Raw genomic sequence first — 20,788 nt, forward strand, 5'->3', positions numbered from 1 at the left:
GATAATCATTATCACCATTGCTGAACATGGACATTTTTAACTTTCTCCATGAACAAAATGAATTTGCGTTATAAACAAACAGCCGCAAGTCTGCAGCTGCACGTTAATTATTTTCTTCTAAATCCTTAAGCTTTTAGTTTGGCTTTAAGAATGCTTGAAGGAAACTCTTCCAGCATCTTCTTCCTCCCAATCGGTCCCCAAGGATCCCACTCATGGCTTTCAGGGTAATAGACTTCTCCCGTCCGGACAGCCCGGATTTTATTCCACTCTGGAGTATGTGCAGTTCGCCACACATCCTTTTCATGACTCCATAAAATGAGAAGCTTGTCGGGGTTCAATTCAGCAATTTCCTTAAGGCTGACATTTCGGTAACCCTCCTCATGCAGATTTGGATGAGGCTGGAACCCCAGGCTTTGATAAAGAAGCTCGAGCAGTGCATGGTTTCCCTTCCCGTAAAGGCGTATTTCTTCCGGGCGAATCCAAATGACAGCCCACCGGCCATTTCTCGTTAAGGGACACAGCTCATCCCGCACTTTGCATTCCATACCGTGAATTTCTTTTTCTATACATTCGGCATGGCTTTCACAGCCGATCATCACGGCTATTTCATAAAGATACTGGCGCCAGTCCTGCTTCAAAGGCAGATGATGTACTTGCTCCTGTTTTGAAAGCAGCACACTTTGAAGCTGAATTTGATGTAAGGGTGTTTTAATAATGCGGTCCGGATGGGTCAGCAAAATATCATCCGGCTGAAATGGTTTTTCTGCGTTTAGCAATCTAGTTCCTTCCAGCTCTTTTTGAAGATAGCCCGGCACCCCACTGCTTGCCGGATAGACGGTTGGGTAGGACGGAGCTGCTACCGGCTGGATTCCGAGTGAAATAAGGTGATCCTGCAAAAACAGCTGGCTTACGACAGCGATTCGTTCACTGGCCCTTTTCATGAAAACAGTTGGCGGCATCCCTTCTCTGCTTTTGAAAAGGCGGCTGAAATAAAATTCATCCTGCAGCCCTATTTGCATGGCGACTTCTTTAGCTGTAATTCCTTTCTTTTGAAGCAGCAATTTTTTGGCAGTCTTCATTCGTTCTGCATTTAAAAATTCTTTCGGGGTCATACCGGTCCTTTTGCGGAAAGCTCTTGAAAATGTTACAGGGGTCATATTTGCTTTAGCAGCTAATTCCGCAACGGTTAATGGACGGGACAGGCTGTTCCGGATCAATTCCTCCGCTTCTTCCATTCCGTCAATTTCGGCCGCGTCTGTCAGGATGGACAGCATCTCCCAGAGCAGGGATAGAAATCTGCATTTGGCCGAAATGGATTTTTCCTGCCGGCTTTTCTTCATCTCTTCCCAGAGGGGGAGCATTTTTGCAGGGACCTGTTCAGCCAGCGGACGGGTTAACAAGTCTTTCAGCATATCGCCTTCTTTTGGCCAGGAAAGCAGATTAACAGAAAGCAGAGAAGAAGAAGACGATGTGAGGAGGCCGGAATCCGCAAGGAAGTAGCTTTTGCCCTCTTCTGCCTTCAATCTCTGGTTCCCGCTTACCAAAGTGCCCTTTCCCGATGATATGTAAAGGATTAAAAAATGACTGCGCTTTTCATTTACGGCCTGAGATAAGCCCTCACGCAGGTTGGATGCTTCAATTTCAAACATATCGCTCTTCAGCAGCATATTTAGACACTCCCTTCTTTTTCCTGAAATATGAATTGACAAATGCTGTGGAAGGATAGTAGATTAATAACGATCTTACAGGACGATAACGATTCTCATTTTCATTTAAAAAATACATAGAAAAGGACTGATCATCATGGCCAGAACTGCTGCTGACATAAACGACTCCCTGCAGCCTGTTCACTTAAAATCTATTAAATGGGGCCTTATTGGCTTAGTATTTGTTTTTCTTAGCCTGCTCGCTTCAATTGGACTTGGAGCCATATGGATCTCCCCTTCTGTTGTTTGGGACTCTTTTGTCTCTTTTCAAGCCGGCCAAATTGAACACCAGCTGATCAGGGAAGTTCGAATCCCGCGGGCATTGGCTGCTGCCCTGATTGGAGCCGCTCTTGCTGTTGCAGGCACTATTATGCAGGGAATCACACGCAATCCTCTTGCCGATCCTTCAATCATCGGCATTACCCATGGAGCAGGGCTTGCCATCGCCATTTCGCTTGCATTTGTTTCAAGCGGATCCTACTGGATTCTTCTGATCTGGTCATTTGCAGGCTCTGCAGCCGGCGCCATGCTTGTCCTCTCTTTTTCCATGATTTCAAAAGAGCGGATATCTCCTGTGACCCTGACGCTTGCAGGTGCTGCGTTAAGTACTTTATTCAGCGCTCTTTCCACGGGTATCGCCCTATATTTCCAGGTGGCGCAGGACCTGAGTTTCTGGTTTGCCGGAGGACTATCCGGAACCAAATGGCAGCATGTTTTTATACTGCTTCCAGCTGTTATCATTGGGATTCTGCTGTCCCTCTGGATCAGCCGCTCTCTGACTATACTGGCTTTAGGGGAGGAAGTGGCTGCAGGTCTCGGCCAATCTCAGCAGAAAGTCAGGTGGATCGGGCTCATTGCTGTTATTCTGCTATCTGGCGCAGCCGTTTCCATTGCAGGCGCAATTGGCTTTATTGGCCTTGTCGTTCCCCATATAGTCCGGATGCTCATCGGATCTGATTACAGATGGCTCATTCCGTTAAGTGCCATTGCAGGCGCCCTTCTCCTCGTACTCGCCGATATAGGGGCACGGATGATTAATCCTCCATTCGAGACACCTGTCAGCGCAGTGACCGCCTTGATTGGCGTTCCGTTTTTCTTATATTTGTCCCGAAGGAAAAGGGGGTATATGTAATGGATTGGAAAATTGCTTTAAGACAGTCCAAAACCTGGCTGGCAGCCTTTGTCTTTTTAATCATGGCCACCTTTATATTGAGCCTGTCCACTGGCGTGATGCCCATCCGTTTTTCTGAAATAATGAACACGTTAGCCGGCAGCGGCACCCCAAGGCAGGAGCTTGTTTTATTTCAGCTGAGATTGCCGAGAATGGTCATTGCCATGCTGATTGGTGCCGGGCTTGCTCTATCAGGCAGCATTCTTCAGGGACTTTCCAGGAACTCTCTCGCTGACCCGGGCATTCTCGGAATCAATGCCGGCGCTGGACTTGCTGTCGTTTTTTCAATCTATCTTTTCGGACAGGAGAAAGGCAGCCTGCTCTCTGAACCTTTTTTTCTGCCCGTTTTCGCTTTTATCGGCGCTCTTGCCATTGCAGCTCTGATTTACCGGTTCTCATGGAAAGGCGGAATAGACCCGGAACGGCTTCTCCTTGTCGGTCTTGGATTTAATGCTCTATGCGGTGCTCTTCTCATGATTCTGCAGCTGAAAATGGATCCAAAGGATTTTCAGCAGGCAGCCATTTGGCTGACAGGAAGCATCTGGGGAACCGGGTGGCCTTATGTATGGGCATTGCTTCCATGGATCTTGATTCTTATGCCGGCTGCTTTTTATAAAGCAAGGACCATAAATCTTCTTCAGTTTAAGCAGGAAGTTCCGGTTGCCCTTGGCTTAAAAGTGGAGGCTGAACGCCGCATGCTTCTTTGCCTTTCTGCTGCCCTTGCAGGAGCATGTGTGGCCGTCGGCGGCGGAATCGCCTTTATTGGCCTGCTCGCTCCCCATCTGGCACGGCGGCTGTGCGGACCCAATTACTTCAGCAGCCTGCCATTGTCTGCACTGATCGGGTCAGCTCTGGTGCTCATGGCAGACATGATCGGCAAAAATCTTCTTGCGCCAGCCGATATTCCCGTCGGAATCGTCATATCGGTTATCGGTGCACCATACCTGATCTTCATGCTGCTGACCCGGAAAGGTTCCGGGATGAGGGTCTAAATTCAATAAAAATGCCCATTCAACAATCCCTAATGAATGGGCATTTCAGCTTTATTTGATTTCAGCAGGCTCTCTGTATTGTTTTTGCCCCAGCACATGATATACATCCTGACGGCTTTCGATAATAAATTCAGGCTTTGGCTTCCCTCGGTTCGCACGATGGCCAGCAAGATGTACATCGCTTGTTTCCCAAGCCTTCCATGCCTCTTCAGATTCCCAGCGGATCATAACAATGATTTCTTCCTCTCCGCTGCGCTGTTTTTTCTTTAATACATTTAAATCTAGAAATCCGGGCTGCTCTTCGATGATTCCTTCTCCGGCAAAGCGCTCCACCATTTTTTCCCCATGGCCCTCTTTAACCATAATTGTCTTTAATTGAATAAACATGCCTATTTCCTCCTCAGTTCTTTTTTGTTATTATAATTGATAACGATTTTCATTTTCAACTGTTTTAAAAAATAGATTCATTATTTTGTAAGTTTATAGTATCTTTAGATTAACGAAATTTTACTGAAATTGTGAGGCCATTATATGTGGAAAAATAAAAATGTGTGGATTCTTTTAACTGGTGAATTTATAGCAGGGCTGGGCCTTTGGCTTGGCATTATAGGAAACCTAGAGTTTATGCAGGAAAAGGTTCCTTCTGATTTCCTTAAATCACTTATTCTTGCATCCGGTCTGCTGGCAGGAATTGCAGTTGGCCCCTTTGCCGGCAGAATTACAGACCAGCTGAATAAAAAGACGGTAATGCTCGGAGCAGGTTTTGTCAGGGCCATTAGTGTTATTTTTATGCTGATTGCTATTCAAACGGGCTCTGTGTGGTGGATGGTTCTGTTCCTGGTTATGATTCAATTGTCAGCAGCCTTTTACTTTCCTGCACTGCAGGCAGCCATCCCTCTTGTAGTTGCCGAGAAAGATTTGCTGCAGCTGAATGGTGTGCACATGAATGTGTCCACCCTTTCGAGGATATTGGGTACAGCATTGGCTGGTGTTCTGTTAGTCATTCTGCCATTATCCATGCTTTATATCGGGTCGCTGGTCGCTTACCTGGCTCTATTCGGATTAACCTGGTTTATGGACTTCGAGGAAAAAAGGGAACAGCAAGGCCCTGGAAAAGAGTCTGCGAAAAACAGCGGAGGATTCAAGGAGGTTTTCCCGATTATTAAAGGCCTCCCCATTGTTTTCATGACACTGATCTTAACGCTGGTCCCACTGCTGTTTCTTGGCGGTTTCAACCTGATGGTCATCAACATCAGCGAGCTTCAGGACAGTTCATCCATTAAAGGGTTAATTTATACTGCAGAGGGAATCGGCTTCATGCTCGGCGCATTTATCGTCAAGCAAATAAGCCAAAAGCGTTCGCCTTATGCTATCTTATTTTTCTTCTCATTTGTCATTGGCGTCTCACAGCTGCTTCTGTACTTTGCGGATGTGCCCGTTCTATCCATTGCGGCCTTCTTTGTATTCGGATTTGCCGTTGGCTGCTTCTTCCCAACTGCAGCCACCATATTTCAAACAAGGGTGCCAAAGGAATTCCACGGAAGATTCTTCTCCTTCCGAAACATGCTCGATCGTGTTATTTTCCAGATTGTGCTCCTGCTGACAGGATTCCTGCTGGATGCCGTTGGACTTCAGATAATGGTCGTGATCTTTGGCATTCTATCCTTAGTCATGACAACTGCTTTCTTTGTTAAATTCAAGCAAATTCGGACAGAAGTACAGATAAAAGAAAAGATCAGTATGTAAAAAACCGGCTCACATCATGTGGGCCGGTTTTTTTACTGCTATTTTGTCTTAATTACAGGCGTTTTTTCGGTTTATGTGCGGATAGCCTAACTTTATGTGCGGATAAGGTTTTTTCTGTGCGCATAACCCGGTTTTATGTGCGGATAAAAAAATTTATGTGCGCTTAAGTTTTTTGACCCTAGCGAACCAGCTGCTTCACCAATTCCCGGTTCCGCTTTTTAAAAACATCATTATGTGAAGAAACCATCGCTGCCCCGGCTGCATCAGGTTCAATGTACTGCTTCGCTTTATTTACTGCATTCGCAGCATCCTGGAAGGCTCCCGCAATCAAGTGAAGCTTGCCGTCATGCTTAAGAATATCCCCTGCAGCATATAGTCCTTCAACTGACGTCTCGCTGTTTGCGTTGCCTGCAATATAGAAATCTTCGAGCATTTTAATATTCAGATTGCTATTTTTCAAGAGTTCCGTATCCTGCTCATATCCATGGTTAATCACCACTTCATCGATCGCAAGATATGAAACCTCGCCCGTTTCATTGTTGGTCAATTCCACCTGTTCAATTTCCTCGTGATTTCCGCCTGTAATTAATTTGGTGATGGACGTATGGTTAATGCAGATCACCGAACTATTCATCAGCTGTGAAACCTGAGCTTCATGACCAGTTAACGCATCCCGTCTGCAAGTGATGTATACCTGCCTGGCAACGGGCTCCAATTCATTGGCCCAGTCTACTGCAGAATTGCCTCCTCCTGACACAATCACTATTTTATCCTTGAAATGGGCAAGAGACTTGACTGTGTAATTTAAATTGGAGACCTCAAAGCGCTCTGCGCCTTCAATTTTCAGCTTTTGCGGCTTTAGAATACCGCTGCCAACTGCCACAATCACTGTTTTTGAGAAATGCTCTTCTCCTGAAGACCCTTTTAAAACAAAAACTCCATCTTCATTCTTACTGATGGATTCCACCTTTTCATTTAGCACAACCGTCGGATTAAAGGTCAGCCCCTGCTCGACCAGCTGTTCAATCAGCTTTGCTCCCGGAGTTGGAGTTAACCCGCCGACATCCCAAATCATTTTCTCGGGATACACATGGATCTTTCCGCCCAGCTGCGGCTGAAATTCAATCAGTTTCGTTTTCATTTCTCTTAAACCGCTGTAAAAAGTGGAGTAAAGTCCAGCCGGGCCTCCTCCAATAACCGTTACATCATAGATCTCCATCTGCTTCATTCCCGTTCACTCCTATAACCAATTATTATTGATTATCATTCTCACTTCAACTATACGTCCTTTCTTCTCCTTTGACAATGAAAATTTCCCTTTGTGCTTTTCCTTTAAATACTGTTGACTTATAACTTAACTAGACTTATAGTAAAAAGGAACCGACACTGATAATCATTATCACTAATTAAAAAAAATTTTCATATAAACGGAGGTTACATAATGGTCCGTCTATATACAGATGGCTTGAACATTGGGTATAGCGAACGGCTAATTGTAAAGGATCTCAGCGTCCAGATTCCCGATAAGAAAATCACAACAATCATTGGTCCAAACGGCTGTGGGAAATCCACCCTTTTAAAAGCCATTACCCGAATCATTTCCCATCAATCAGGCACTGTCATCTTAGATGGGGAGAACATTTCAAAGGAAAATACAAAAATCCTTGCCAGGAAGATGGCTATCCTGCCTCAAACACCTGAAAGTGCGAGCGGTTTAACAGTAGGCGAGCTCGTCTCATACGGACGCTTCCCTTATCAAAAAGGATTCGGAAGATTGACGAAAAAGGATTATGAAGTCATCGACTGGGCTCTTGAAGTGACAGGCACCAAAGAATTTAAATTCCGCCCTGTCGACGCTCTGTCAGGCGGCCAGCGCCAGAGAGTTTGGATCGCCATGGCACTTGCACAGGAAACCGATATCATTTTCCTTGATGAACCAACCACCTATTTAGATATGGCACATCAGCTTGAAGTTCTCGAACTTCTTCAAAAGCTGAACGAGGAACAGGAGCGCACCATTGTAATGGTCCTCCATGATTTAAACCAGGCAGCCCGTTTTGCCGACCATATCGTCGCACTAAAAGATGGTGAGATTGTTAAATCAGGAAGCTATGAAGAAGTCATTACACAGGATGTTTTAAGGAAGGTGTTCAATATTGATGCAGTCATAGGACGCGATCCCCGCACAAACAAACCAATGTGTATAACTTATAATTTACTAAAAGGAGAAAATCAACATGAAGAAACTATTGATCCCGTTTACGATCTTGCTGCTTCTGCTAATTAGCGCCTGCGGCAATACAGAAGAAAAAGATTCAAGCTCATCTGAACCCAAGGAAGATAAAAAATCCGGTACGATCACTTATGAATCTGAAACTGGCCCGGTTGAGGTCCCGGCTGATCCTAAGAGAGTTGTCCTCCTTTCAGGCTTCACAGGAAATGTTATGCAATTAGGCGTAAATATCGTTGGAGCGGATACATGGTCCAAGAATAACCCTCGTTTTGAAGAACAATTGAAGGATGCTGAAGAAGTATCTGAAGATAACCTTGAAAAAATAATTGAATTAGAACCAGACTTGATTATTGCCTTATCTACTGTTAAAAACTACGATAAGCTTAAGGAAATTGCACCAACTGTAACGTATACATGGGGTAAATTAGATTATCTTTCTCAGCATGAGGAAATCGGAAAGCTGCTTAATAAAGAGGAAGAAGCAAAGAAATGGGTAGCTGACTTCAAACAGCGTGCTGAAGCAGCCGGGGAAGACATTCGTGCAAAAATTGGCGAAGATGCAACCGTTTCTGTATTTGAAATCTTCGACAAACAGCTTTATGTTTTTGGCGATAACTGGGCTCGCGGAACTGAAATCCTCTATCAGGCAATGGACTTAAAAATGCCTGAAAAGGTTAAGGAAATGGCTTTAAAAGATGGCTACTATGCCATTTCAGCTGAAGTGCTTCCGGAATATGCAGGGGACTATATTGTGATAAGCAAATATTCTGATGCAGATCACTCATTCCAGGAAACCGATACGTACAAAAATATCCCTGCTGTGAAAAATAATCGTGTTTTTGAAATGGAAGGCAATGGCGCTTCCTTCAGTGATCCAATCACACTTGATGCACAGCTGGAGTTCTTTAAAGAATCATTTTTAGGCAACTAATACTTCATGAGGGATTCTTAATATTTAGGAATTCCTCTTTCCTATTTAAAAAGACAGTTCCCGAACGGTAAAAATAAACCCGAAGAAAGATGGAAGTACAATGACTAAAGATGCTCAATCCTTCATTCCATTTGTATATAAACTTGCGGCAGGCTTCATTATTTTTGCCTGCATGTTTGTGGCTGCCTGTGTGTTCGGGGCAGCGGATGTTACGGTCAGAGATGTTTGGCTTGCACTAACCTCCAATGCTTCAGGAGAAAAAATCTCCATCATTCGTGAAATCCGTCTGCCCCGTGAAATTGCGGCCATTTTTGTAGGAGCAGCTCTTAGCATCTCTGGCGCCATCATGCAGGGAATGACAAGAAACCCTCTTGCTGATCCAGGCCTGCTCGGATTAACGGCCGGAGCAAATGCTGCACTTGCCATAACGCTTGTTCTTATCCCTTCTGCAAATTACATTGGAATTCTGTTCGCCTGTTTCATCGGTGCGGCTATCGGTGCAGGAATGGTTTTCGGCATTGGCGCCATGAAAAAAGGAGGCTTTTCTCCGATTCGAATCGTTTTAGCCGGAGCCGCGGTTTCTGCCTTCCTTTTTGCAATAGCTGAAGGCACCGGCATCTATTTTAAAATTTCAAAAGATGTCAGCTTGTGGACTGCAGGCGGGCTCGTCGGCACATCCTGGACCCAGCTGCAAATAATTGTCCCGGTTATCTCAGCAGGCATACTCGTATCCCTTTTTCTTTCCAGGCAGCTTACGATACTAAGCTTAAATGAAGAAGTGGCTGTAGGCTTGGGACAAAATACAACTCAGATTAAAGTCATCCTGTTTATCTTAGTCACCCTGCTTGCAGGGGCAGCTGTTGCACTGGTCGGCAATATGGCATTTATCGGATTGATGGTGCCTCATATCGTCCGTGCATTAGTTGGAACAGATTATCGTTTTATTCTTCCCATGTCCGCTCTCACAGGAGCGTCATTTATGCTTCTTGCCGATACACTCGGGAGAACCATCAATGCTCCTTACGAAACTCCTGTTGCGGCCATCATTGCCGTAATGGGGCTGCCTTTCTTCCTGTTCATTGTTCATAAAGGGGGTAAGGCGTTCTCATGATTCAGCCAGAGTTAGTTAAAAAACAGCGAATTTTAATGGCCATTTTATCCGTACTTATTATTGTAACCATTGTTATTGGAATGGGATTAGGCTATGCCTCCCTTTCCTATGACCGGTTAATCCCGACCATCCTGGGACAGGGAACTTTTAAAGAGGAGTTTGTGTTATTTTCCATACGGCTGCCAAGAGTATTTATCACAGTGTTAGCCGGTATGGCACTGGCACTATCCGGTGCCATTTTACAAGGGATTACACGCAATGACCTGGCGGACCCAGGCATCATCGGCATAAATTCAGGTGCAGGGGTTGCGATCGCCGTTTTCTTTCTGTTCATCCCGATTGAAGCTGGCACTTTCGTCTACATGCTGCCGTTATGCGCATTTTTCGGCGCTTTGCTTACTGCTATCCTCATCTATGCTTTTTCTTATAAAAAAGACGAGGGGCTTCAGCCAGTAAAGATGGTGCTCGTCGGCGTCGGTTTTTCCATGGCGCTATCCGGAGTGATGATTGTCCTGATCTCATCAGCTGAAAGAGAGAAAGTCGATTTCATAGCGAAATGGCTATCAGGAAATATTTGGGGAACCGATTGGCCTTTCATCTTGGCGCTACTCCCCTGGCTGCTTGTGCTTATTCCATTCACTTTATATAAGGCAAATCGTTTGAATCTCTTAAGCTTAAGTGAGCCTGTCTCCATCGGAATTGGGGTATCCATTGAAAAAGAACGGATCACCCTTCTGCTGACAGCCGTTGCATTGGCAGCTTCAGCTGTGTCTGTAACCGGCGGAATTGCCTTTATCGGCTTAATTGCTCCGCATATGGCTAAAGCGCTTGTCGGACCACGGAATCAGCTGTTCCTTCCGATCGCCATTCTTTTAGGCGGCTGGCTGCTCCTATTCGCCGACACACTCGGCCGGAACCTGGCGGATCCGGACGGCCTGCCAGCCGGAATTATGGTTGCGATTATCGGAGCTCCATATTTTATGTATCTATTATTAAAGAAATGACGTGCCGGCCTGCACGTCATTTTTTTATTTTTTATGTTTTTTTCTGGAATTATTGGGCAAATATATAGAGTCTCATCATTTAACAGTTAAGTAGATTGGAGGAATTTAGATGTTTTTTCATGTAAAAGAATTGCAATTTGAAGCAAAGCCGGAACGTCCGGATCCCGTTTTTGCGAAAAAGCTTCAGGAATTGATTGGCGGCCAATATGGTGAAATGACCGTTGCCATGCAGTACATGTTTCAGGGCTGGGCCACTCGCGGAAATGAAAAATATCGTGATCTTCTCCTTGATATAGGAACTGAGGAAATTGGACATGTGGAAATGCTCGCGACAATGGTTGCCAGACTGATGGACAATGCCCCAATTAATCAGCAGGAAGAGGCAGCGAAGGATCCAGTCGTTGGCGCGATCATGGGAGGAATGAACCCTCAGCATGCCATTGTCTCCGGACTGGGTGCACGACCGGCTGACAGTGTTGGGAACCCTTGGATGGGTACTTATATTACAGCCAGCGGAAACTTATTAGCAGATTTCCGTTCAAACTTAAATGCAGAGTCGCAGGGCCGGGTGCAGGCTGCACGCCTCTATGAAATGACAGATGATAAGGGCATTAAAGATCTGCTATCTGTCCTGATTGCAAGAGATGCCTACCACCAAAACCAATGGGCTGCTGCGATTGCAGGGCTTGAAGAAAAAGAAGGTCTTCTTGTCCCTAGTACCTTCCCTCGTGAAAAAGAACGCACAGATATCGCTTACACACTTTACAACTTCTCAGCAGGCGAAGAAAGCAGCACTGGCAGATGGGCACAGGGCCCAGCTCTTGATGGCCAGGGAGAATACAAATATGTTAGCAATCCGAAGCCGGAAGGTGACAAGCCAATGCTTAAGCCGGCACCTCCAAATCTTCATAACACATTGCCGATGGATTAAAATAATATTTGAACAAGACAGGCTGAAGCATTCAGCCTGTTTGTTTTTTTTCAATCAAACGTTTGATTGAATTGCCTGGACTTCTCTTTGATACAGCAAAAGGCCTGTTTCTTCAAGGAAACAGGTCTTTTATTTGTAATAAGCTGCCGCCTTTACTGGCATCGCTACCCAGTGCCCTTCTGATACCTCAACAAGCTCTGAGTTCCTTAATTCATATCTGTCTTCATCTGTTTGTTCTTCCAGCATCACTCTTTTTTTCTTCTTCTCTATATTTGGGTCAGGAATCGGAATGGCAGATAATAAAGATTTTGTATACGGGTGCTGGGGATTAGAATAAAGTTCTTCACTCTCCGCCAATTCAACGATTTTGCCTGCAAACATGACCGCAACCCTGTCACTGATATGCTTCACCATTGAGAGGTCATGAGCGATAAATAAATAAGTAAGCCCCAGGCGCTGCTGCAAGTCTTCAAGCAGCTTTACAATCTGAGACTGAATTGATACATCCAGAGCAGACAGCGGTTCATCACATACGATAAATTGCGGTTCTACCGCCAATGCACGCGCTATTCCAATTCGCTGCCGCTGTCCACCCGAAAACTCATGGGGATATCTATCTGCGTGTGAGCCATTCAGCCCTACCATTTCAAGCAATTCTATTACTCGATTCTTTCTTTCAGCCTTTGTTTCATATAACCCATGAATATCCAGTGCTTGACCAATAATATCAAGAACCTTAAAGCGCGGATTTAAAGACGCATACGGGTCTTGAAAAATCATTTGCATATGGCTCCGCATGGCTTTCATTTCACTTTTGTTCATTCCGTTTACTGACATTCCCTGATATAGGATTTCCCCATCGGTGGGTTCATGTAAACGCAGGATCGCACGGCCTGTAGTTGACTTCCCTGAGCCAGATTCCCCTACCAGACCAAGAGTCTCACCAGGCTTAATGTAAAAGCTGATATTGTCTACTGCTTTTACAATATCCCCTTTCCCCATATCAAAATGCTGTTTTAATGATCTAACTTCCAGAAGCGGAAGATTCGGGTCCATTTCTGGTGAAAGTATAGGTGCAGGCTTGGGTTTCTTTTTCTCATCGAGACGCGGCAATGCATTTAACAATTTTACAGTATAGGGATGCTTCGGCTGTTCAAAGATTTCCTCCACCGTGCCTGTCTCTACAATCTCTCCGTCCTTCATCACAGCAACACGATCACACATTCCTGCAACCACACCAAGATCATGGGTAATAAGAATAATTGACGTACCAAATCTATCTTGCATCCCTTTCATAATATTTAAGATTTGTGCCTGAATGGTAACATCCAAAGCTGTTGTTGGTTCATCTGCAATTAAAAGCGCCGGGCGGCAGGCCAGGGCAATAGCAATCATAACCCTCTGCCTCATTCCTCCGGAGAATTCATGCGGGTACTGATTAAATCGGTCTTCACTGTTTTTGATGCCAACCAATTTCAGCAATTCAATGGCTTGTTTCTTTGCCTCTTTGATAGATAAATCCTGATGCTTGATTAAACTTTCTGCAACCTGCTTGCCGATCCGAATGGTGGGGTTAAGGGATGTCATTGGATCCTGAAAGATCATCCCAATATCCCTTCCGCGGATACTTTCCATTTCTCTTTCCGTTTTATTTATTAGATTCTCACCCAGGAATAATATTTCTCCCTCTTTCATATAAGAAGGAGGAGAGGGAAGAAGACGCATAATGGAACGGGCTGTAACACTCTTGCCGCTCCCAGACTCACCGACAATGCCCAGAGTCTCCCCTTTTTTCAATTCAAAGCTAACCCCTCGTACAGCTTCAAACTCCTGATCCTTAGATTGGAATGATACGCGCAAATTATTAACTTTTAAAATGGAATCCACAATTTACACCTGCCAATTAAACTATTTATCTATGTATATTCTATTTTTAACAATATATTGATTTTTTATTATACTATCTCTAAAATATACTATACAGGTCGGAATAATGCAATTTAAGGAAGGGGGTTTCCAATGGCAGCGGTTACAAAAGATTATACAAATAATCCTTATAGTCTCATTTATAAAATCAGTCATACATATAACAAGATGCAGCATCGTCCAATGTATAGATACTTACTATTTATTTTAGGTTTGCCCATTAATCTATTTGTACTTTTTTTCTATTTTTATAAGAAAAAGAATGATTCGTATTCATCTATATATGCAAAGACGAAGGATGAATTGCTGCAAGATGGAATAAAGGATCGTATATACCTGGAGCTTAGTGAACAGCTATTAAGAAAACAGGCCTTTTTCAAGCAAAAAAAATCCGCTCATGAAATAGATAAAAAAGCGAAAAAGCAGGCAGAAGAACAATTTCAAAAAATGGTTCATGAGAAAACACAGGAGCTCTTAGTCCTGCAAGGCAAGGAAAGAATCACATTCAAAGATACTCTTCTATCCCTAATGTCTCACCCTTTATTTTTGATCTTATCCTTTGTGCCAGGTCTTCCTATGTATCTTCTCATACTTCTGTACAGTAATCCTTATACGAAATATATTTTCGAAAGACTTGTTATGAGTGTGCTTGTCATCATTGGAGTTGCTATTCTTGTTTTTACTATTTTGTACTTATCGCCATTTGATCCAGCAGCCAATATTATCGGCGAAACGGCAACAAAAGAACAAATCGCAGCATTCAATAGTATTTATGGACTCGATCAGTCATATTTATCACAATTATGGAATGCGATTAAAGGAATTGCTACTTTCGATCTTGGAACTTCTTTTACAGGGAATGAAGAGGTTTCATCAGCGATTGCGAGAAAATTCCCAATTACCCTTACTCTTGCTCTCATTTCATTAGTTATGGCTATTGTCATTGCCATCCCGATTGGCATTATTTCAGCGACTAAGCCGAACTCATTTTTTGATTACACATTTATGTTTATTGCATTGATCGGGCTATCTATCCCTAATTTTTGGCAGGGGCTAATATTCATTTTGAATTTTTCAATAAAATGGCAGTGGCTTCCCGCCACTTATAGTCCGCAAAACTGGCTATCTATCATTATGCCTGCTGTTGTTCTTGGAACTGCTCTTACAGCATCTATTGCGAGAATGATGAGGTCTTCCACCCTTGAAGTAATTAACGAAGATTACATTATTACAGCTAGATCAAAAGGTCTAAGCCAGAGACAAGTGCTTTGGAAGCATGCAGTAAATAATGCAATGATTCCAGTTATCACCGTTATCGGCCTATTATTTGGAGGCATGCTTGGCGGTGCTGCTGTAACAGAAAAGGTGTTCAATATCAGCGGAATCGGCAGCTATATTGTAGACAAACAATTTATTCCTGACATCCCGAGCATTATGGGCGGAGTTGTTTACATCGCGATCACTATTTCTTTAGTTAATCTATTTATTGATATTCTCTATGCGTTTTTCGATCCTCGAATTCGATCAAAGATGAAACATTATTAAAGCAGGTGTAAATATGTCTAATATTCTGATGGAATTGCCCAGCTACAAAAAGAAGCATGCTCTTAAGGTATCTTCTGAATATACTCAATCAAGTTTCACATGGGTAATCTCGCTGGCTATTACCTTAATTCTTCTGTATAACAGCTATGAATTTACCAGTAAATCAATAAAGCCTTATGTATTCACTTTTTTTGCAGTCTATGCGTTTTTTACAATTGTTCAAATCATTATTACACTGCTGATCAAACGGGATCTTACCCGTTTTGGGTATATTAAGCTCTCAACCCGTAGATTGGGTTATGTACAGCTGCTAAGTATTCCTTCCGGCAATATTTTTACTGCCAGCGCAGCCTTTCTGCTAATAAAGGAAAGGAAATCACCTGAATACATCTTCGGTGTTTACTTGCTGCTTACCCAATTCTATATCATTGCAATATCAGCACTTAATCTATTTAAGCCCTATGTAGCCGATACGTTCCTGTTGGGGATCTTTCTTTTGATCGGCATCACCGTCTTCCATCTATCGGCACTAATTCTGGTAATAAAGTATTCCGAGAGTGGAGATTTCCCGCCTTGGATGATCTATATCGCTATCCTGCTCATCCTTACAGGAATGACAGGAAATCTATTTGCCATACTGCTCGGCTGGAATTTAATCTTAAAATTACGCGGAAGCCGAAATCCTGGTTTGGGCAACTGGTATAAAGTCTGGGACAAAATTTCTCATAATATGACGTCAATGCTCGGGCTTTTCTTTATTATTTTTCTCTTTACCATTTCGGTGTGCAGTTATTTAACGTTCGATTACAGTATGGCAATAGAAAACAATTACCAGGCGATTCTTCAGTCCCCGAGCCTCACTTATCCTCTTGGAACGGATGACTTTGGAAGAGACTTATTTTCCAGAATCATTTTCGGAGCGAGGATCTCTTTAGTCGTAGGATTTTTTTCTACAGCCATTCCGTTTATTATCGGAGGCATACTTGGAGCGGTTTCAGGTTATTACGGTCAGCGGACCGACAATATTATTATGAGATTGCTTGATATCTTATACGCAATCCCTGGCATTTTATTGGCCATCGTTATCATTGCAGCATTTGGATCTAATACGGTGACTTTGATTCTGGCATTAAGCGTTGGCGCCATTCCTACTTATGCAAGAACAATGCGCGCAAATGTCCTTATGGTTTCTAACTATGAATATGTAGAATCTGCCCGTGCTCTTGGCACAGGCAGCCTGGAAATTATATTCAGACATGTTGTTCCTAATTCACTGGCTCCCATGATTGTTAAGTCTACTTTAACCATTGGAGGAGCCGTTATCGCTACAAGCAGCCTGAGCTATCTTGGCCTTGGTGTAGAACCTCATATCCCTGAATGGGGAAACATATTAAAAATAGGCAGCACATATCTTGAGTCCCATTCCTATCTGGCAATCTATCCCGGCCTGGCTATTATTGCTCTGGTACTCTCGTTTAACTTTTTAGGTGATGGACTGCGGGACGCGCTGGATCCTAAATTAGATTAATAGAAACCATACTATTCAAGGAGGAACATATTATGAAAAAAAGAATTTTACTTATGCTTTTCGCACTGGTTCTTTTAGCAGCAGGTTGTGTAAATACAAAATCTGATGTTACAGATAAAAAAGTAAATGATGGAGAAACTGATGGCTCTAAACCTGCGATTGAAATTTTGGGCATGAGCAGCAGTGAAGCCGACATTAACATTTTACGTGATCAGCTTGTGAAAAATGGGTTTGATGTAAAGCTTAATATTCAGCCTGATTACGGCAGCTTTAAGGCACAGCAGGATGCAGGCAATTTCGATGTGGCCCTGTCCAGCTGGACAACTGTAACCGGAAACCCTGATTATGCAGTTCGTTCACTTTTTAAAACGGGCGGAGATTACAGCATTATGGGTGACGAGGAAATTGACAAACTGATCGATAAGGCCAGCACACAAACACCTGATGAGTACAAAGAAACATATAAAGAATTAGAACAAAAACTTGTTTTTGACAAAGCTTATATTGCACCTCTCTACATCTCATATAAAGCACAAGGCATTAATCAGGAAGTATTGAATCCAGATACAGTCAGATTATCGAAATCACGTGCACTTGCGTGGGAAGCAATGGATTTCAACGATACTTCCAAACGTGCATCAGATCCGCTCATTATGCAGCAAACCATTTCAACATTGACATCACTTGATCCCGTTAAAGGGAATGACGGTTCTATTAATACACTTAACACAAATATGTATGTGCGTCTGGTAAACCTCACAGATGACGACCAAATCACATCTGACGGTTCCTTATCTCACAATTACAGCATTGCAGATGGAAATTCAGAGTACTACTTCCTTTTGAGAGACGACATTAACTTTGCAAAAATTACAGACAAGAAAGCTGCAGATACAGGCGAACGAGTTGGAGCAGATGATGTTATCTTCTCTCTAAACCGTGCAAAGGATAAAAATTCTGTACCAGATCACCGCACCTACAGCCTTCATGAACATATTAAGGATGCAGAAGTTGTAACAGACCTCAAAGCTTTGGATATAAAACAATCAGGAAGTGATGAAACAGTCAGAGAAGCTCTAGAAAAAGATTTAGATGTGAAGATTAAAGAGCTTGTTGCTGATAAGTCTAAAGCAAGCAGCCAGGAAGGAAAATACCAGGTTGTAAAAATGACAACAACAGAGCCCTTCCCTCAAGTTCTGAATTACCTTGCACACCAATCAGCAGGGATTGTATCCAAGAAACAAGTAGAAAGCATTAACACATATGATGCTGCTTCCTTCGATGTAAACAAGGATATTCCTTACGGCGACCAAAATACAGTTACGGAAGGAAGTAAATACAACAACACTCTTTTTGCCAGCGGCCCTTACATCCTTTCATATAAAAATGACTATGAAGCAGTCTTCCTAAAGAATCCCGGCTATATGAAAGGAACAGAGCACGAACCAAAAATTGAAAACATTAAAGTGCGTTTCATAGCTGAACAGGAAAGCGCACTATCCGCATTGCGCAATGGCGAAATCCATATGTACTATGGGGTTCCAGAAACGAAATACGATATTGTTGAAGGGGACAGCAAACTGAAGCTGCAGCGAATTGAAAGCAACGGTGTAAGCTACCTGCTCTTCAACACAAAACATCGTGAAGTAGCCAACAGCGCAGATTTAAGAAAAGCAATTCTTTATTCCATCAATCAGGATGAATTCATTAATTACTATCAGGGCAACAAAATTAAAGCCGTATCAACTGTAAGCCCGCTTGTCGATACAGGAAATGAATTAACAGCAGATCCTGAAAAAGTGAAAGAATTCTTGAAAAAATATAAGGATAGCAAATAAGCAGAAAAAAATGGCACCCATCTTACAAAAGAGAGGTGCCATTTTTTGTACCGTTAATAAACATTTGGTCATTTTATTTAGCCTAAAATAATTAAACAGCCTGAGATATCCAGACTGTTTTCCATTTCAATCAAACGTTTGATTGATTAATCCTTCTTCATAAAGAATATCCTCAATACCTGGGCCATTGCCCTGATCAGTTATGTCTTCCTCACAGCCAACTGAAAAATAGGTATACGAATAGTCATATCCATCTCCCTGTACACCGCCTGCCCCGCCATGTGAAATACAGCTGTCCGGTATAGGTTCACGCTTTCCCTTGTCATCCACATAATAGTACAAGTCTTCAATATACCCCTCACTCCGCGGCAAAGAGGTAATGGCATATCCCCTGTCATTCACCCGAAATACATCATACTCCCCTTCTGTCTCAGGCGCAGGAGCCTTCTCTATTTCATGAACAATCCTCACCTGACCAGCATACCCTTTTGGAATCAGATAAAGGTCATGCGTTTTTTCTTCCAGATCTGCCTGCTGGAGCATCCAGAAGAACCCTGCCGGCAGAAGGCAGGCGATGAGAAACCCGGCTGTATTTATGGTAATTCTCCTGCCCCCCGGCATCTCACGGTCCCACTTTCTCCACTCGTCAACTAAAAAGAAAAGAACCGCAGCAATTACTGCATAATAAGCAAACCCTTCCACAAAAAAATAGGTCACAGCAGCTAAAAAGGTATGTAAAAATGCAGAGGCAGGGAACCGCCATACTGTCAGATTTCTGGTTAGAAACTCAGAAAGCAGTGAAACCGGAATGCCGTATATAACATTTCCGAATAAACAGTACAAAAAAACCACGATCAGGAAAAAAGAAAACAGTTCCCCTTCAGAAAAGAAAAAGAGAAGCCAAAATCCGAAGGTAAAAAGAATGGAAGCCTGCAGGGCGGTTTTTATTTTTGATCCCAGCATATTATGAGTCATTCCCCTCTTTTTATTGTGAATATATTCACGTATATTTTAACACAGATAATTGGTTTTATTTTAAGGCTCTTTTCGTATAAATTGTTGTTTTTCGTTTATCAATGTTGTCCGTTGATTTCCGCTCCAGGATGCTCCCTTTCCACGGGGCGGGCGGTGAGCCTCCTCGACGCTGCGCGTCTGTGGGGTCTCACCTGTCCCGCTACTCCCGTAGGAGTCTCGCACCTTCCACTCCAATCAACTCAGTAAATATAATATAAATAGCAACAATCTTTGCGAGAACAGCCTATTTTAATAAAACTGACATACTTATCCTCTACAGTTTTCATATCAGTATGAAACTCTTTGGTAAAAAATTCCGTCTAATTATTAAAAGTCCAAGAGGAGTTATTATGATTAAAAAACTGGCAGCTTTAATTATTAGCGTTCTATTATTATTCATTCTTCTTTTCCGGAGCGGAATCATTCTGGATTCCATTGGCATTCATTTCGGGAATCCCTTTTCAAAGAAACTGGAGGTGCCCTCTGATTACTCACAGGCCGATTCAAATCAAAACGGTATTGCTGATCCGCTTGATATGGTAATCACAGCCAGAAAAGAAGTTGAACAGCGCACGCCATATAAAAGTGCCTACTATGCGGGAGGCTATCCGCCCGATGGCGAAGGTGTCTGTACAGACGTGATATGGAGAGGATTCCAAGGGGCTGATGTAATCATAAAGGATCTTATTGATCAGGATATCGCCGAGAATACGGACTTGTATTCAAGAGTCCAGGGCAAGCCTGATCCGAACATTGATTTCAGAAGGGTGCCAAACCAGAATATCTTTTTTAGCCGGTTCGCAATGTCATTAACAACAGAACTGATTCCAGGAGATGTTAAGAACCTTAAGCAATGGCAGCCGGGTGACATCGTGGTTTTTCTTTCCCCTAAATTCGACCATGTGGCAATCATATCTGACAAGCGGACGAAGGATGGCATTCCATACGTGATACATAACTCCACACCATTTGCAGCAGAAGTAAAACTATCTTCTTTTAAGACTCCCATTACCGCTCATTACAGATGGGACTTTGAAAAAACGCCTGCACTGCCATAAAGCAGATGCAGGCGTTTTTCTTATTAAATATGAAAGAAAAAAATTTTGAACTTC

General features: G+C 43.1%; 17 protein-coding genes. 12 read left to right on the forward strand and 5 right to left on the reverse strand.

Annotated features, from left to right (window positions below; all coding sequences use genetic code 11):
- Nucleotides 1-125 precede the first annotated feature (125 nt).
- Nucleotides 126-1,667 (reverse strand): AraC family transcriptional regulator, encoded by a 1,542-nt coding sequence (locus LLY41_RS20985; protein ID WP_304586491.1) that lies wholly within the window; start codon nt 1,665-1,667, stop codon nt 126-128.
- Nucleotides 1,668-1,803: 136 nt separating this feature from the next.
- Between LLY41_RS20985 and LLY41_RS20990 the strand changes: the two genes are divergently transcribed.
- Both LLY41_RS20990 and LLY41_RS20995 read left to right on the forward strand, forming a co-directional pair.
- Entirely contained in the window at nt 1,804-2,838 is a 1,035-nt protein-coding gene (locus LLY41_RS20990; protein WP_304586492.1) for a FecCD family ABC transporter permease, read from the forward strand.
- Nucleotides 2,838-3,869, forward strand: coding sequence for a FecCD family ABC transporter permease (locus LLY41_RS20995; protein ID WP_304586493.1), 1,032 nt, complete (start codon nt 2,838-2,840; stop codon nt 3,867-3,869). Before LLY41_RS20990 ends, LLY41_RS20995 begins: the two co-directional genes overlap by 1 nt.
- 51 nt (nt 3,870-3,920) lie before the next feature.
- On the opposite strand, the gene LLY41_RS21000 is transcribed toward LLY41_RS20995, so the two are convergent.
- A complete protein-coding gene (locus LLY41_RS21000) occupies nt 3,921-4,256 on the reverse strand; it encodes an antibiotic biosynthesis monooxygenase family protein (RefSeq protein WP_061793028.1) in 336 nt (111 codons plus the stop codon).
- A gap of 144 nt (nt 4,257-4,400) precedes the next feature.
- Here LLY41_RS21000 and LLY41_RS21005 point away from each other — a divergent pair, with 144 nt between their 5' ends.
- Nucleotides 4,401-5,615 carry an MFS transporter gene (locus LLY41_RS21005; protein ID WP_304586494.1) on the forward strand — a complete coding sequence of 405 codons (1,215 nt, stop codon included), beginning with the start codon at nt 4,401-4,403 and terminating at the stop codon, nt 5,613-5,615.
- Between the two features lie 178 nt (nt 5,616-5,793).
- On the opposite strand, the gene LLY41_RS21010 is transcribed toward LLY41_RS21005, so the two are convergent.
- A complete protein-coding gene (locus LLY41_RS21010) occupies nt 5,794-6,843 on the reverse strand; it encodes an NAD(P)/FAD-dependent oxidoreductase (protein ID WP_304586495.1) in 1,050 nt (349 codons plus the stop codon).
- 213 nt (nt 6,844-7,056) lie between these two features.
- Here LLY41_RS21010 and LLY41_RS21015 point away from each other — a divergent pair, with 213 nt between their 5' ends.
- The 5 genes from LLY41_RS21015 to LLY41_RS21035 all read left to right on the forward strand — a co-directional run bounded on the left by LLY41_RS21015 (nt 7,057) and on the right by LLY41_RS21035 (nt 11,825).
- The gene (locus tag LLY41_RS21015; RefSeq protein WP_304586496.1) at nt 7,057-7,902 is read left to right on the forward strand and encodes an ABC transporter ATP-binding protein; all 846 of its coding nucleotides are present in this window, start codon (nt 7,057-7,059) and stop codon (nt 7,900-7,902) included.
- Nucleotides 7,853-8,779: an iron-hydroxamate ABC transporter substrate-binding protein gene (locus LLY41_RS21020; protein WP_304586497.1), complete on the forward strand. Its 927-nt coding sequence runs from the start codon at nt 7,853-7,855 to the stop codon at nt 8,777-8,779. The genes LLY41_RS21015 and LLY41_RS21020 overlap by 50 nt, the downstream gene beginning before the upstream one ends.
- A 100-nt stretch (nt 8,780-8,879) precedes the next feature.
- Complete coding sequence (locus LLY41_RS21025; protein WP_304586498.1) at nt 8,880-9,890, forward strand: FecCD family ABC transporter permease; 1,011 nt, start codon at nt 8,880-8,882, stop codon at nt 9,888-9,890.
- Nucleotides 9,887-10,894, forward strand: a complete 1,008-nt coding sequence (locus LLY41_RS21030) for a FecCD family ABC transporter permease (protein WP_304586499.1) — start codon at nt 9,887-9,889, stop codon at nt 10,892-10,894. Before LLY41_RS21025 ends, LLY41_RS21030 begins: the two co-directional genes overlap by 4 nt.
- A gap of 109 nt (nt 10,895-11,003) precedes the next feature.
- The gene (locus LLY41_RS21035; RefSeq protein ID WP_304586500.1) at nt 11,004-11,825 is read left to right on the forward strand and encodes a manganese catalase; all 822 of its coding nucleotides are present in this window, start codon (nt 11,004-11,006) and stop codon (nt 11,823-11,825) included.
- A gap of 129 nt (nt 11,826-11,954) precedes the next feature.
- On the opposite strand, the gene LLY41_RS21040 is transcribed toward LLY41_RS21035, so the two are convergent.
- Entirely contained in the window at nt 11,955-13,712 is a 1,758-nt protein-coding gene (locus LLY41_RS21040) for an ABC transporter ATP-binding protein (RefSeq protein ID WP_304586501.1), read from the reverse strand.
- A 132-nt stretch (nt 13,713-13,844) separates the two neighbouring features.
- On the opposite strand from LLY41_RS21040, the gene LLY41_RS21045 reads away from it, so the two are divergent.
- The 3 genes from LLY41_RS21045 to LLY41_RS21055 are packed head-to-tail and all read left to right on the forward strand — an operon-like array spanning nt 13,845 to nt 18,662.
- A complete protein-coding gene (locus LLY41_RS21045; RefSeq protein ID WP_304586502.1) occupies nt 13,845-15,296 on the forward strand; it encodes an ABC transporter permease in 1,452 nt (483 codons plus the stop codon).
- A 13-nt stretch (nt 15,297-15,309) separates the two neighbouring features.
- The gene (locus LLY41_RS21050) at nt 15,310-16,824 is read left to right on the forward strand and encodes an ABC transporter permease (protein ID WP_304586503.1); all 1,515 of its coding nucleotides are present in this window, start codon (nt 15,310-15,312) and stop codon (nt 16,822-16,824) included.
- Between the two features lie 32 nt (nt 16,825-16,856).
- The gene (locus tag LLY41_RS21055) at nt 16,857-18,662 is read left to right on the forward strand and encodes an ABC transporter substrate-binding protein (protein WP_304586504.1); all 1,806 of its coding nucleotides are present in this window, start codon (nt 16,857-16,859) and stop codon (nt 18,660-18,662) included.
- 126 nt (nt 18,663-18,788) lie between these two features.
- On the opposite strand, the gene LLY41_RS21060 is transcribed toward LLY41_RS21055, so the two are convergent.
- Nucleotides 18,789-19,625: a DUF6843 domain-containing protein gene (locus LLY41_RS21060; protein ID WP_304586505.1), complete on the reverse strand. Its 837-nt coding sequence runs from the start codon at nt 19,623-19,625 to the stop codon at nt 18,789-18,791.
- A 401-nt stretch (nt 19,626-20,026) separates the two neighbouring features.
- Here LLY41_RS21060 and LLY41_RS21065 point away from each other — a divergent pair, with 401 nt between their 5' ends.
- Complete coding sequence (locus LLY41_RS21065; protein ID WP_304586506.1) at nt 20,027-20,734, forward strand: DUF1287 domain-containing protein; 708 nt, start codon at nt 20,027-20,029, stop codon at nt 20,732-20,734.
- Nucleotides 20,735-20,788 lie beyond the last annotated feature (54 nt).

Origin of the sequence: Cytobacillus firmus, assembly GCF_023612095.1 — a bacterium.
Taxonomy (GTDB): Bacteria; Bacillota; Bacilli; order Bacillales; family Cytobacillaceae; genus Cytobacillus.

What these genes read in the sequence shown, in the direction of transcription:
- LLY41_RS20985 (WP_304586491.1), bottom strand. Translation starts at nt 1,667, where the DNA reads ATGCTGCTGAAGAGCGATATGTTTGAAATTGAAGCATCCAACCTGCGT.
- LLY41_RS20990 (WP_304586492.1), top strand. Translation starts at nt 1,804, where the DNA reads ATGGCCAGAACTGCTGCTGACATAAACGACTCCCTGCAGCCTGTTCAC.
- LLY41_RS20995 (WP_304586493.1), top strand. Translation starts at nt 2,838, where the DNA reads ATGGATTGGAAAATTGCTTTAAGACAGTCCAAAACCTGGCTGGCAGCC.
- LLY41_RS21000 (WP_061793028.1), bottom strand. Translation starts at nt 4,256, where the DNA reads ATGTTTATTCAATTAAAGACAATTATGGTTAAAGAGGGCCATGGGGAA.
- LLY41_RS21005 (WP_304586494.1), top strand. Translation starts at nt 4,401, where the DNA reads ATGTGGAAAAATAAAAATGTGTGGATTCTTTTAACTGGTGAATTTATA.
- LLY41_RS21010 (WP_304586495.1), bottom strand. Translation starts at nt 6,843, where the DNA reads ATGAAGCAGATGGAGATCTATGATGTAACGGTTATTGGAGGAGGCCCG.
- LLY41_RS21015 (WP_304586496.1), top strand. Translation starts at nt 7,057, where the DNA reads ATGGTCCGTCTATATACAGATGGCTTGAACATTGGGTATAGCGAACGG.
- LLY41_RS21020 (WP_304586497.1), top strand. Translation starts at nt 7,853, where the DNA reads ATGAAGAAACTATTGATCCCGTTTACGATCTTGCTGCTTCTGCTAATT.
- LLY41_RS21025 (WP_304586498.1), top strand. Translation starts at nt 8,880, where the DNA reads ATGACTAAAGATGCTCAATCCTTCATTCCATTTGTATATAAACTTGCG.
- LLY41_RS21030 (WP_304586499.1), top strand. Translation starts at nt 9,887, where the DNA reads ATGATTCAGCCAGAGTTAGTTAAAAAACAGCGAATTTTAATGGCCATT.
- LLY41_RS21035 (WP_304586500.1), top strand. Translation starts at nt 11,004, where the DNA reads ATGTTTTTTCATGTAAAAGAATTGCAATTTGAAGCAAAGCCGGAACGT.
- LLY41_RS21045 (WP_304586502.1), top strand. Translation starts at nt 13,845, where the DNA reads ATGGCAGCGGTTACAAAAGATTATACAAATAATCCTTATAGTCTCATT.
- LLY41_RS21050 (WP_304586503.1), top strand. Translation starts at nt 15,310, where the DNA reads ATGTCTAATATTCTGATGGAATTGCCCAGCTACAAAAAGAAGCATGCT.
- LLY41_RS21055 (WP_304586504.1), top strand. Translation starts at nt 16,857, where the DNA reads ATGAAAAAAAGAATTTTACTTATGCTTTTCGCACTGGTTCTTTTAGCA.
- LLY41_RS21060 (WP_304586505.1), bottom strand. Translation starts at nt 19,625, where the DNA reads ATGCTGGGATCAAAAATAAAAACCGCCCTGCAGGCTTCCATTCTTTTT.
- LLY41_RS21065 (WP_304586506.1), top strand. Translation starts at nt 20,027, where the DNA reads ATGATTAAAAAACTGGCAGCTTTAATTATTAGCGTTCTATTATTATTC.